This window comes from Methylobacterium sp. E-005 (genome assembly GCF_022829725.1).
Taxonomy (GTDB): Bacteria; Pseudomonadota; Alphaproteobacteria; order Rhizobiales; family Beijerinckiaceae; genus Methylobacterium.
On sequence record NZ_JAKSYG010000230.1, the window covers coordinates 1 to 12896 of the forward strand.

A 12896-nucleotide genomic window follows, 5' to 3' on the forward strand; every position below is an offset into this window, starting at 1 on the left:
GGCCGTTCCAGATCGCCCGCAGGGTGTCCTGCGTGGCGTCGCCGAGGGTGTAGTTCTCGTAGCCGCGCTGCGAGAACGGCGCGATGCAGCACGGCAGCGCCCGGCCGTTGGCGGTGACGTACATCACGTTCCAGGGCCGGCGGCACAGGGACCAGGGCGAGCCGTCGGTGTCGCGGCGGAGGCTCATCCCCGGCTCGCTCGCCGCCCCCGAGGCCGAGAAGGTGAGCCCGAGTTCGCGCGCGACCGCCTCGGCCTCGTCGAGGTAGTGGGCCTCATCCGCCGCCATGCGCTCATAGAGGGCCTGATCGGGCCGCGCCAGGCCGATGGCGTCGTCCGCGAAATAGACCAGCCGCTGGAGGTACACTTCCCTGACGCCGGCCTCGGCCGCCACCCGCACGAAGGCGGGCAGCTCCGGCAGGGTCTCCTTGAGGCCGGTGAGCCAGGCCGAGACCCGCGGCTTCGCGTGGCCCTCCCGTTCCTGCAGCGCCCGGAACGCCCGGACGTTCTTCAGGATCCGCTCGAAATAATCCTTGCCGCGCACCGTGATGTAGGAGGCCCGCGTCGAGGCATCGAGCGAGACGCGCAATTCGTCCAGGCCCGCCTCGATCAGGGCCCGCCCGTTCTTCTCCGACAGGACCGTGCCGTTGGTGTTGAACAGGACGTAGGTTCCGCGATCCTTGAGGTAGCGGACCATGCGGGGCAGGTCCTTGACCAGCATCGGCTCGCCGACCCCGTGGAGCACGGCGCGGCTGAGATCCGGCACCTGATCGACGATGGAGGTGAACAGCGCCCAGCTCATGTCGGCCGGCGGCTCAAGTTCGACATAGGTGCGCGGACAGGTGGTGCAGAGCAGGTTGCAGCGGTTCGTGACCTCCAGATAGAGGCAGACCGGCATGCGCTCGACCACGGTCTCGACCGTCCGCGGCGCCGCTTCGTGGTAGCGGCGCGGGTCGATGGCCGGCGTGGCGGGGTGGGTGGCTATGGTCATCGGGTGAGCCCGGTGTGGCGGATCCTGACCTGCACCAGCGCCGCGGCCGCCACCAGGGCGGCGAGGATGGCCGAGCGGGCGTCGTAGGAGAGCTGCGGATCGCCGGGGACGACGTCGTAGAGCATGAAGCCTCCCACCGTGAGAACCCAACCCGGAAGCGTGGCGGCGACGCTCAAGAACGGCACGGCCATCAACAGATACCACGGGAATTCGGGCGAGAGCAGAAACAGTAACATCACGATCGAACGATTGATGTCGCGCAGGCTCCGCTCCGGCGTGCGGACGCGCCGGAACCCGGTCCACAGCGCCAGGACCGCCAGGATCGTCAGGCACAGGGCCAGGTAGACTTGGGTGTCATGGGGCCACATCCCGACCACCTGCCGCCAGAGTCGCAGCAGGGTGAAGCCCCAGCCCGAGGACAGGCCCTGCTCGTCGGCGTAGCCGGTGGCGAGGAAGCCGAGCACGCCGCTCCCGACGGACAGGTAGGGCAGATAGGCGAGCGCCATGACGACCGGCACGAGGGCGACCATCCGCCAGTCCCAGGGACGCCACAGGCCGGGCAGCGCGATCAGCGCGAACGGCTTGGCCAGCGCCGCCAGTACCACCGATGTCGCGCCCGCATAGCGGCGTCCGACGGCCAGGGCCAGCCACAGGCCGAGCATCATCAGGGCGATCATCAGGCCGTCGATATGGCCCTGGCCCGCGATCTCCCAGACCGGGAGCGGATGCCAGGCGTAGGCCGCCACGCGGGTCTCCGACTGTCCCGTGAGCCGCAGCAGACCGATCAGGGCGCAGATCGTCACCCCCTCGCACGCCACGAGGGCGACCTTGATGGCGAGCGGGCTCGCCGAGAAGCGGGTGACGAGGAAGAAGAAGGCCTGCGCGACCGGGGGGTAGATGGTCACCGCGTAGTCGGCGCGGTTGATGAACGGGTAGACCTGCGCATCGCGCAGGAACGCCAGAGCCGGATCGGCCGGCACATAGCGGTAGGGGTTGATCCCGGCGCCCTGCACCACCCCGTCCCAGACGTAGCGGAAGATGTCGGTCGACAGGATCGGCGGTGCGGACAGCGCGAGGAGTCGCATCGCGAGGCCGGCCCCGACGATGACGGCCAGCGCCCGGGATCCCGCGATGTCCCGCGTGCTGGCCGCCAGAGCGGCGATCACGCCGCCGGCGCAGGCGAGCGCCAGGAACGCATCGTCGCCGAAGCCCCGAAGGAGCGGCATGCCGAGACCGATCAGCACGGTTCCGGCGATGCCGAGTGCGGTCAGGCGCCGGGCCGGGCTCACGCGTCACGCCACTGGGTCAGCAGCGCGCGCGTCGCGGGCGCCCGACCGCCGACGATCCCGTCCGCGGCGAAAGCCGGTGGAATTCCCGCGATCTCGTCGAGGAGGAGGCGAAACGTCGCCGCATCGTCGATGTCGTACCAGGGGGGAAGCACCTCGGCCTCCAAGCTGATGCCGGCGGCCCGCTCCAGCGTACGGGCCAGCACCGCGTCCGTGCTCCACGGGATGCCGACGAACAGTTCGGGATGGTCGGTCTTCAGCCCGATATGCGTGTAGCCGCCGTCGATGGCGGGCCCGAGCACCACGCGGTCCCCGGGGCGCCGCAGGGAGACGATCGTCTTCGTGAGCAGCGCGGCGGGCAGGGTCGGCGAGTCGGCGTTGATCAGCACGACACAGTCGTGCGCCTGTTCGGTCAAGAGACGGCGCACGGCCGTTGCGAGGATGACCCCAAAATCGGATCCCTCTTGCAGCAGCAGGCGAAAGGCGGGCGGCAGGATCGCGGCGAGTTCTGCCTCCGATCCTGCGGGTGCATAGATCCCGTATCCCTGCCTACCCAGCGCTTCCGGGACCGCGAGCACTACAGCGGCGACATCCTCCAGGAAACACGCGGAGAGACGGGCTGCCTTCTCTGGACCGAGGCGTGCGGCAAGGCGCGTCTTGGTCAGGCCGGGACGCGGGGCCTTGCACATGATCCCGAGCGCTGCCGTCATGCGTCCCCCATATCGGCGCAGCGCCGGGTGCTCGAAGCCGTGATGGGACGTTGCGTCCGCGGCAAAGGGAGAGCAAATCCATGCTGGAAAGCCAAATCACAAAATCAGGTCGGATCTGGCTCTCGCGGCTGATGAGCCTCCGCGAACTGCCTGTATCGGCCATTCGAATCCCATTCAGACCGCACGCATACTGCTGAGTGAGCCTTCGGATGAGGGGCCGTCCGCCCTTGCCAGGGCCGCACGCGGAACCGGACAAGCCGCTTCCCGGCAGCATCGGCCGCCACCAAGGGGTTGCGCGAACGTCTCAGAGGGGTGGATTTCGGGCGGTCCGATTTCAGGAGGGAGGTAACAGGTGCAGACCCCGCCATAACGCCTGCTCACGGTCCTCAGCGAACTCGCGAATGGCGTCAGAAGAGGCTCATTAAGCGGTCACAGCATAGGGTTTCTACGTGTTACGGCTCCTTCGGGACAACCCTAACAAAAGAACCATGCTCGCCAGCAGATACACTACTGAATAGATTGCCACGGCGAACGGAGGCGCCTCCCAGGGGTGGGATGCAACCCTTGACGTTGCGCCAACGACTCAGATCAAGATCCACGGGATCGGCAGTTCATTGCTGTTACCCGCATGTGTTCGATCCCAGCCATTGTGGGTCGGGGGCTTGATATCCGCTGGGTGTGGCTCCCCGCCAGTCGGCTTCTGGGCGGCGGACACATCGAAGCAGTCATAGCCGCCGGGGGCTCACGACCCTTCGCGGACCATAGGGAGTCTCCTTCCCGGCGTTCAGGGGACCGGCATTTCGATCCGAGCTCAACTCGTAATCCACGGTGGCGTTCAGCGCGTAGGCCAGCGCCTCTTGGATCAACGCAGTGCCGTAGCGGCGGCGCGTGACCAGATCCAGATCGATGGGGACTTCACTCCCAATCCAGCCGAGCGCCAGCCGGCGGCGCTCGCGTTTGTCCAGCACCACGTCCCCGGTGACAGCGAGCCGGCCGGTCTCGACCTTCAGCGCGCCGTACTTCACCGCGTTCGTGGTTGGCTCGTGCAGCGCCAGCGCGAAGTTCTGCACCTGCCTCGCCTGGAGTTGCACCTCCGGCCCCGTGATCGTCGCGCGATCAGACGCTCCATCAGCGTGCGCTGCCAGTTCGGCCTTGACCATCGCGCCGACCTCGACGGTGTCGCCGCCGCCTTGGCTGAGCAGCCCCTGCGCTCGACCGAGCGCCTGCAAACGATTCTCAAACGCCTCGACCGCCCCACCCTGCTTGACTGTGCGGTCAGCTACGGCAGTGACGACGCCCAACAGCTTGCGCGCCCGGTGCTGCAGTTCGTTGACCAAGACCTCTAAGCGCCGGCTCGTCGGCTTGGACTCGGTCACGTCCCCAGGGCAATGCCGCCGGATGTATGGTCCCGGGATGTGATGGGACGGATCGAGCCTGAAGCGTTCGGGCTCTTTGGTCCAGACCTGAGGGACGGCGCGACGGGCTGGCGGCAGCGCCCGCCGCCCTCCCGCGGCAGGGCCTGATCGAGGCGCGGCACGACCCAAACCGATGCCCCGGCAACCCGGCGCGGCTCACCCGTCAGGGGCCCGGACTCGCTCCGCAGCGACGGCCGGGACCCGGTCTGCCCGTCGCAGTAACCGTCGCGCCTGCGAGGGGGTGAGGCCGAAGCGCCTGCGGAAGGTCCGGTTGAAGTAGGACAAATCGCCGAAGCCGACATCGAACGCGATGGCGCCGACCGGCCGCGCGTCGTCGCCATCCGTGAGGCGCTGCATCGCCCGGTCGAGGCGGCGGGTGAGGACGAAGCCCGAGAAGGTCTCGCCCTCCGCCTGGAACAGCGCCTGGATCTGCCGGCTCGAGATCCGCTGGGCCCGGGCCACGGTGTCGAGGCTCAGGTCCGGGCTGCCGAGGCGCTGCTCGACCTCGGCCTTGAGCGCCTGGATCCGCTGGTCGCGCCGGCTCGGGACGGGCCCGTTCGCCTGAAGGTCGGGCTCGCGCACGATGACGGCCAGGAGTTCGGCCAGATGCGCCCGGGCGAGCTCCGCCAGCCCGGCGGTGGCGGCTGGAATCAGCCCGCGCAGCAGCCCCGCGGCATAGGCCGTCAGGGTCTGCAGGCCTGGATGGTCCCGCCCGATCCGCCGGAGGAAGCCGGATTCGAGGGTGGCGAGCGGCCCCGCGAGCTGGCGCCGCTCGATCGCCAGGATGTCGATCCGCTCGACCGCCGTCGCGGCGAACACGGCCCCCCGGCTCGCCGCGACGAGCAGCGCATCGCGCGAGCAGCAGGCCAGCGTGCGCCCACCCTGCGTCACCTGGAGACGCCCGACCGCGGGCCGGACCAGGAGGAGGCGCTCGGCCGGTCCCTCGTCGCACCACGTCCGGGACGGGCCGAACACCGAGGCGATGCCGAGATCGGGCTCCAGGCGGATCGCGGTGCGCCCGCGGAAGGGAAGGGCCTCCGCCCCCGTGATCACCTGCGGAAGCGCACCGCCGGCTGGTGCCGCGCGTATCGGCGTACCCTCGCGCGCCATCAGGGCCGCAGCCTCGGTCGGATCCATCCGCTTCGTCATCGCATGCCCGGTGCAGCCAGATCCTGCGCAGCAGTCCGTACTGTTGCTCGCCCCAGTCCAAGCGGGCGGGCAATCACCATGCTAGACGCCCAAGATCATGTCGAGGGATTTTTGCGGGATTTACTTCGAAACTGAGTTCAACCCCCTCGCAATTCTCTCATTAGACGAATTTTAAACTGCGCGCAACGCCGGCACCGTCCCCGTTTTACACGGGCGGTGGCGCGTATGGCGGCAACGGGGCGCCCCGACGGGGTGCACAAGGGTGGGTCTGAGCGTCATGCGGTATGTCGGTCTCGTCGCGATCCTCGGTGCGGGGACGATCCTGGCCGGTCCGGCCGGGGCGCAGACGTCCCCTCAGACGGCCGCGCCGACCGTCGCCCTCGACGAGATCTCGGTGACCGCCACCCGCGCCCCGCGGCGGATCGAGGACGTGCCGCAGAGCGTCCAGGTGGTCGACCGCGCGCAGATCCGCCAGCAGCTCACCCTGACGCCGAACCCCTCCGCGGTCCTTGCCAAGCTGGTGCCGGGCTTCTCGGCGCCGAACGGCACGATCTCCAGCGCCTCCGAGAGTTTTCGCGGGCGCAACCTCCTGGTCCTGATCGACGGCGTGCCGGTGAACACGCCCCTGCGCGACGTCTCGCGCATCCTCAACCTGATCGATCTCAATTCCGTGGAGCGGATCGAGGTGGTGGCCGGTGCCTCCAGCCTCTACAGCGCCGGAGCCACCGGCGGCACGGTCAACTTCATCACCCGCCGCCCGACCGACGGGAAGCCGATCGTCACCGTCAACACCGCCCTGCGGACCTTCACGGCCGACCCTCTCCACGGGATCGCGCCGGAGACCTCGATCAGCGTGACCGGCAAGGTGCCGGACGGGGTCGACTACGCCTTTACCGGATCGGGGCGCTTCGCCGCCCGGACCTACGACGGCAAGGGCCGGGAGATGCCCTCCGACGGGCAGCTCGGCCAGGGCGGCGGCGACCGCTTCCAGCTCGGCAACATCAACCTGCGGCTCGGCTACGACCTCGACCTCGCCAAGCGCCTGGAGTTCGGCCTCACGCAGATCCTGCTCAACCAGGACCCGCGCTACCTCACGGACTACACCGCGCCTTACGCGCGCCCGAACTATGCGCGGCTCTATCCCGGCCTGCCGGTGGCCGAGGATACGCGCTCGCTGTACCTGCGCTATACAGACCGCGACACGCCGCTCGGGTCGCTGTCACTGCTCGGCTTCTTCAACGACATCAACAAGCGCTTCAACTACACGGAATTCGCCTATCCGGCGAACCCGTTCGTGACCTACTCGTTCAGGCCGACCGCGCCCACGAGCCTCGCCAACCAATCCGCACTGGCGACCGAGCGCGGCGGCATCAACCTGACCCTCGACACGGATCTGAGCGTCCTTCTCCCCGGGATGAAGCTGACCTGGGGCACCGACGTTATCAGCGAATCCACGCGCCAGCGGTCCCGCGACGGCGCGGACGTGTTCACGCCGCTCCAGCAGAACAGCTATGCCGGCTTCGCCCTGCTGCAGCTGCCCGTGGGCGAGCGGCTGACCCTGCGCGCCGGCATGCGCTACGAGCATTTCGACCTCGACGTGGCGGGCTATACGCGGCCGACCACCTTCGCGGCGACGGCCGCCCGCAACGCCCTCGGCTACTCGACCTTCGTGCTGCCGGCGGTCGCCGTCACGGGCGGCCGCTTCTCCTACGCGGCCCCGACCTTCAACGCGGGCGCGACCTTCAACCTCCTGCCCGGCATCGACCTCTACGGCGGCTTCAGCCAGGGCTACGCGCTGGCCGATATCGGCGCCTTCACGCGGCGGGCCGGCCTGTCGCTCGCCTATGCCTGCCCGCTGGCGCGGCCCTTCTGCCTGCCGGCGGGCACCACCATCGCGTATTCCAGCATCGCCCCCCGCGCGCAGATCGTGAATTCCTACGATTTCGGCATCCGCGGCCGGGTCGGGATCTTCTCCGGCTCGCTCGGCGGCTTCGTCTCGACCTCGGACGAGGGCACGACCTTCGACCCGCTGACCAGCCGGCTCAGCCAGCAGAAGGAGGAGATCTACGGCGTCGAGTTCACCGGCAACGCGCAGGTGACCGAGCAGCTCAGCCTCGGCACCGTGCTGGGCTATCGCGAGGGCCGCTACGACACCAACCGGGACGGGCGCCTCGACAGCTATCTGCCCAACAACCGCATCGGCGCGCCCTTCCGCGCCACGGTCTCGGGCACCTACCTGTTCGAGAACGGCGTGTCGTTCCGCCTGGAGGGCGAGGGCTTCACCGGCCGCGATGCCCGCATCGACCTCGTGGGCACCCGCTACCGCCTCAAGGATGCCTTCACGGTGAACGCCTCCGTCGGCGCGCCCCTGGCCGGCGGCGAGCTCTACGCCTCCGTCGACAACCTGTTCGACGCCACCTACTGGAACCCCACCGCGACCTCGGTGCGCAATCTGACCGTCTACGGGCTCGGGCGCACCGTCACGGTCGGCTATCGCAAGACGTTCTGAGCCGATGGTCGCCGTGGAGGAGACGGACGGCCTCGTCGTCCTGCGCTATCTCGGGCCGCCGCTTCCCGGCGACGAGGCCGCCTATCTCGACGCCCTGGAACGGATCGGCGCGCGCACCGCGCCCTTCGCGCTGATCCTGGTGCTCGGCGGAATCGGCAAGCTCTCGCCGGCCGGGGAACGCGCGCAGAACCTGTGGTTCAAGCGCACCCGCGCCGAGCTGGACCGGCTCTGCCGCGGCCTCGTCATCGTGCGGCCCGGCTTCACCGAGGCGGGGGCGGACGTGTTCCGCCGGCTCTGGCGCTTCCCGATCCGGATCGCGCCCGACGAGGCCGCCGCCCGGGCCGCGGTGCGGGATTTTTTCGCATGAGCACCCCCGTGAGTACCTCCGTGAATGCTCCCATCAGCGTCGTCCGGTCCGAGCGGCTGCGCCTCTTCGCCGTGCTGGCCGCGCTCTACATGGCGCAGGCGATTCCCTCCTACCTGATCGCGGCCGCCCTGCCGCCGATCCTGCGCGAGGCCGGGGTCTCCCGGGCGGCGATCGGCTACCTGAGCCTGCTGTTCCTGCCGCTGGTGCTGAAGTTCATCTGGGCGCCGGTGGTCGACCGGGTCCGGCCCTTCGCGCGGGCGCACCGGGCGGGCTGGGTGATCGTCACCCAGATCGGCGTGATCGGCTGCATCCTGGCGATGCTGCCGCTCGGCCCCACCGATGTCGCCGGCCTGATCGGCATCGGCTTCGTCGCCGCGCTCCTGATCGCGACGCAGGACATCGCCACCGACGGCTACGCGGTGACGCGGCTGCGGCCCGGGGACCGCGCCATCGGCAACGCGATCCAGGGTGGCTCGGTCGCCCTGGGCGTGGTGGTCGGCGGGACGCTGAGCCTCGTGCTCTACCACCATGCCGGCTGGAGCGTGATGCTGCTCACCGCCGCCGCCTTCTGCCTGCCGCCGCTCGCCGCCGCCTTCTGCATGCGCGAGGGCGATCCCGCGCCTGCCGCAACCGCGCCGCGCCCCTCGATCCGCGCCTTCCTGCGGCGGCCGGAGGTGCGCACCATCCTGTGGGTCGCCCTGACCTACCGGGTCAGCGAGGGCCTCGTGAAGGCGATGGAGGGCCCCTACCTCGTCGATGCCGGCGTGCCGCTCGACCGGATCGGCTACCTGTCGGGCCTCTCGGCAGCCACCGCAGGGCTCGCCGGATCGGGCATCGCCGCGCTGCTGGTGCGCCGTTACGGCACCGCCGCCACGCTCGGCCTGCTCGGCGCGGCGCGCACCCTGTGCTTCGCCCTGTTCGCCGCCCACGCGCTGGGCGCGGTGGTCGGCCTGTGGCCGCTGTTCGGTGCGGCCGGGTTCCAGACGCTGATCCGCTACATGGAGATCGTGGCGCTCTACAGCCTGTTCATGGCGGCCGCCTCGACCGACCAGCCCGGCACCGACTTCACGATCCTCGCCTGCGCGCAGCTCATCGTCTACTTCGTCGGCTCGCTGATCTCGGGCAAGCTCGCCGACCTCCTCGGCTACGGCGCCCTGTTCGGGCTCGCCACGCTGCTTTCGGGTGCCGCCACGGTGGCGACCGTGCGGCTGCTCGGCACCGGCCGCGGGCCGTCCTGATGGCCCCCGCCGCGCCCGAGCCGGAGGGCCACGGGGATCAGCGCGAGGCCGAGCGCCGCGCAGAGCCAGGGCGGCAGGGTCGGGGCGAGCCGGAAGGCCGCGCCGCCGCTCAGGGCGCCGATTCCCTGACCCAGCACGTGCACGCTCGCCAGCCAGCCCGCCGCGGCGGCCTGTGCCGCCTCCGGCACCCGGGCCACCAGGGCCGTCGTGTAGGTCGGCGTCGCGAGGGCGAGACCGACGCCGGCCAGGACATAACCGAGCCCGGCGAACCACGGGGCCGGTGCCAGGGCGATCAGGCCGGAGCCGGCCGCGAACCCGGCAAGGCCCAGGCCCAGGTTGCGCCCGAGGTCCCGGCCGAGGCGCGGCACCACGAGGAGCTGCGTCAGGATCATCGCGACAGCGACCAGCGCGAAGGTCGCCCCGACGAACCCGGCGGCCGCCTCGGCGCCGAGATCGAAGCGCTGCTGCAGGAACAGGCCGAGCACGAGCTGGATCTGCCCGAGGCCGATGGTCAGCGCGAAGCCGATCGCCAGGAGCGGCGCCGCGGCGTGCAGGAAATCCCGTCCCGCGCCACCCCGCGCCGGCCGGGCCCCGCCGGCGAGGTCCGGCGCGGCGAGGAGCAGGAGCGGGCTCGCCACGAGCACGAGGAGCGGCGCGCCGGACCCGAGCAGGCCGGCCGCCATCACCAGCGCGCCGAGGATGCGGCCGACCGACAGGCCGGCACCGAGCCGCCCGAGGGCCGCCGGGCGCAGTGCCTCCGGCAGGCCGCGCACCAGGGCGGCCTGGGCGTGGGGCATCACCCCGGCCGCGCCCGCCCCGTAGGCGATCCGCGACGCGGCCAGCAGGCCCAGCGCGCCGGCCGCCGGGAGACCCGGCAGGACGAGCGCGAGGCCGAACAGGGCGTGGCCCAGCCCCATCAGGGCGGCCAGCGCCCCGAACAGGCGGCGCAGGCGCCACGCGCCGCCGTAATGCCCCCAGCCCGGCGCGCAGAGCAGGAACACCACCGATCCGAGCAGGGCGACGCCCCCGATCGCGGCCGGGTCGAGCCCGGTGCGCGCGGCGGTCACCGGCACCAGCGCGAGGACGGCCGACTGACCGAAGCCTACGGATGCCGCCGCAAGCGAGAGCCGCGCCGCCGCGCGTCCGGATGGGCCGATCGGGTTTGGAGCCATGGGAGCCTCATCGATGGGCGCCCTCTTAGCGCATCGGCTGCCCGCGCCGCAAAGCTTGTTTTGTCGTTTTGAAATAATTCCATAGTATAGAAACGGGATTGCGCCGCATTTCATCGTCATCTATCGGCTTTTATCGTGCGATGGAGGATTAAACATGGTCGAGTCGGGCATCTGCTTGGCCGATGTTGCTTGCGAGATCTCGGCGCGCAGCTTCCTGAACAGCCTCCTGCGCGAGTGGCGGGGCTGGTCGCTCGCCCCGGCCGCCGAGGCGGATCAGGAGGCCGGTCCCCGCGCGTGGCGGCTGCGCATGCCCCTGCCGCGCCGCGGCTCCGTGGTGGAGATCGCGGTCGTCCACCGCTCCTCGGTCGGCCTGCACGTGTTCCGCCTCCCGTTCCGGGAGCACCGCGCCGGCGCGCCCGCCCGGGTCATGGCCTTCCCGGATTTCGCCGCGGCCATCGCCCATGAACCGGAGATCGTCGGCCCGGAGGCGGCCTGGGCCGCGCCGGCCTTCCTGGGCCGGGTGTTCCAGAGCCTCGCCGCCATCGAGGACGCGCTCGCCCGGGTGCCCGCGCCCCGGATCGGCCTGCACGCCGATCCGAGCTTCCAGGAGGCCGAGCGGGCCCTGCGCTTCGGCCATGCGGTGCATCCGACCCCGCGCAGCCGGGACGCGTTCACGCCCGAGGATGCGCGCACCTTCGCGCCTGAATACGGCCGGGGTTTCCCCCTGCGCTGGTGGTCGGCCGCGCCCGACGCGGTGGTGCAGGGCAGCGCGCGGGCCGAGGGGGCGGCGGATTTCAGCGCCGGCCTCGCCGCGGAGGATCCCGCCCTCGACCGGCAGATCCTGGCGGCGGCGGAGGGCCGCGTCCTCCTGCCAATGCATCCCTGGCAGGCGGCCCGGCTCGGCCTCGATCCCGCCGTCGACGCCCTGTTCGGCTCAGGGCAGCTGATCGACCACGGCTCCGGCGGCAGCCCGTGGTTCGCCACGACCTCCCTGCGCAGCCTCTACGCGCCGCATGCGCGGGTCATGCTCAAGCATTCGCTGAGCCTCCGGCTCACCAACTCGCTGCGCCTGATCAAGCCCGTCGAGTGCGCGCGGGGCCTCGCGGTCGACGCGCTGCTGCAGGGCCCGATCGGTGCGGCGATCGCCGCCCGCTGGCCGCGTTTCCACATCCTCGGCGAGCCGGGCTACCTCGCCCTGCGCGGCGCCGACGGCGCGATGCTGCCACAGACGATCGTCGCGCTGCGCGACAACCCGTTCCGCGGATCCCAGCAGCGCCCGGCGGCGGTTCTGGCGGCCCTCTGTGAGATCTATCCGGACGGGCGGGGCAGCGCGCTCGCCGACACGATCCTGCGCATCGCCGAGCGGGCGGGCGGCGCGCGTATGGCCGAGACCGTGGCCCTGCGCTGGTTCGACCGTTTCCTCGACACCGTGGTCGAGCCGCTCCTCGGCATGCAATGCGCGTACGGTCTGCTGTTCGGCGCTCACCAGCAGAACCTCGTCATCGGCCTTGCGGACGGCTGGCCGGCGGAAGCCTTCTTCCGCGACTGCCAGGGCACGGGCTTCGTGCGCGAATTCCTGCCCGCCCTCGCCGAAGCCGCGCCGGGGCTGGACCTCGGATCTGGCCATCTCTTCGCCGCCGCCGAGGCCGCGCGGATCATGGCCTATTACCTGATCGTCAACAGCGTTTTCGCGGTGATCGGCGCGATCGCCATCGCGGGCCTCGCGCGCGAGGACGTGCTCACCCGGCGGTTGCGCCGCCTCGTTGAGGCGCTCGCCGGAACGGACCTTCCCGACACGACCTGCCTGCGCCTCCTGCTCGAATCTCCGACCCTCGGGAGCAAGGGCAATTTCATGATCTGCTTCCGCAACATCAACGAGAACACGGACGTGACCGATCCCCTGGCGCATTACGTCGGCCTGCCCAACCCGCTCGCCGTCGATTCCGCGGAGGTCCGCCCATGACCCTGCGCACCCGCGCCGACAGTTTCGTCGGCATCCCCCTCGACGGCTGGAGGGGAACGAGCCGGCACTGGCCGGTGGCCGGCGAGGCCCTGGCCGTGG

General features: G+C 70.7%; 10 protein-coding genes. 4 read left to right on the forward strand and 6 right to left on the reverse strand.

The genetic code is table 11. The features are described from left to right. The 5 genes from MKK88_RS27980 to MKK88_RS28000 all read right to left on the reverse strand — a co-directional run. Positions 1–988: radical SAM protein (locus tag MKK88_RS27980; RefSeq protein WP_244005662.1), on the reverse strand; the 988-nt coding region annotated here is incomplete at its 3' end. After that, positions 985–2277: a glycosyltransferase family 87 protein gene (locus MKK88_RS27985; RefSeq protein ID WP_244005664.1), complete on the reverse strand. Its 1293-nt coding sequence runs from the start codon at positions 2275–2277 to the stop codon at positions 985–987. The genes MKK88_RS27985 and MKK88_RS27980, both read right to left, overlap by 4 nt. Then, a complete protein-coding gene (locus tag MKK88_RS27990; RefSeq protein ID WP_313902355.1) occupies positions 2274–2984 on the reverse strand; it encodes a TIGR04282 family arsenosugar biosynthesis glycosyltransferase in 711 nt (236 codons plus the stop codon). The genes MKK88_RS27985 and MKK88_RS27990 overlap by 4 nt, the downstream gene beginning before the upstream one ends. 725 nt (positions 2985–3709) lie before the next feature. Continuing rightward, complete coding sequence (locus MKK88_RS27995; RefSeq protein WP_244005666.1) at positions 3710–4321, reverse strand: HWE histidine kinase domain-containing protein; 612 nt, start codon at positions 4319–4321, stop codon at positions 3710–3712. Between the two features lie 234 nt (positions 4322–4555). Continuing rightward, positions 4556–5548, reverse strand: a complete 993-nt coding sequence (locus tag MKK88_RS28000; RefSeq protein ID WP_244005667.1) for a helix-turn-helix transcriptional regulator — start codon at positions 5546–5548, stop codon at positions 4556–4558. Between the two features lie 262 nt (positions 5549–5810). Between MKK88_RS28000 and MKK88_RS28010 the strand changes: the two genes are divergently transcribed. The 3 genes from MKK88_RS28010 to MKK88_RS28020 are packed head-to-tail and all read left to right on the forward strand — an operon-like array spanning position 5811 to position 9662. Beyond that, entirely contained in the window at positions 5811–8057 is a 2247-nt protein-coding gene (locus MKK88_RS28010; protein WP_313902356.1) for a TonB-dependent receptor, read from the forward strand. A 4-nt stretch (positions 8058–8061) separates the two neighbouring features. Continuing rightward, the gene (locus MKK88_RS28015; RefSeq protein ID WP_244005669.1) at positions 8062–8424 is read left to right on the forward strand and encodes a hypothetical protein; all 363 of its coding nucleotides are present in this window, start codon (positions 8062–8064) and stop codon (positions 8422–8424) included. After that, the gene (locus MKK88_RS28020; protein WP_244005671.1) at positions 8421–9662 is read left to right on the forward strand and encodes an MFS transporter; all 1242 of its coding nucleotides are present in this window, start codon (positions 8421–8423) and stop codon (positions 9660–9662) included. Before MKK88_RS28015 ends, MKK88_RS28020 begins: the two co-directional genes overlap by 4 nt. Here MKK88_RS28020 and MKK88_RS28025 read toward each other — a convergent pair. Beyond that, positions 9569–10834 (reverse strand): MFS transporter, encoded by a 1266-nt coding sequence (locus tag MKK88_RS28025; RefSeq protein WP_244005673.1) that lies wholly within the window; start codon positions 10832–10834, stop codon positions 9569–9571. The genes MKK88_RS28020 and MKK88_RS28025 overlap by 94 nt on opposite strands. Positions 10835–10988: 154 nt before the next feature. Here MKK88_RS28025 and MKK88_RS28030 point away from each other — a divergent pair, with 154 nt between their 5' ends. Beyond that, positions 10989–12797 carry an IucA/IucC family protein gene (locus MKK88_RS28030; protein ID WP_244005675.1) on the forward strand — a complete coding sequence of 603 codons (1809 nt, stop codon included), beginning with the start codon at positions 10989–10991 and terminating at the stop codon, positions 12795–12797. The last annotated feature ends 99 nt before the right edge of the window (positions 12798–12896 follow it).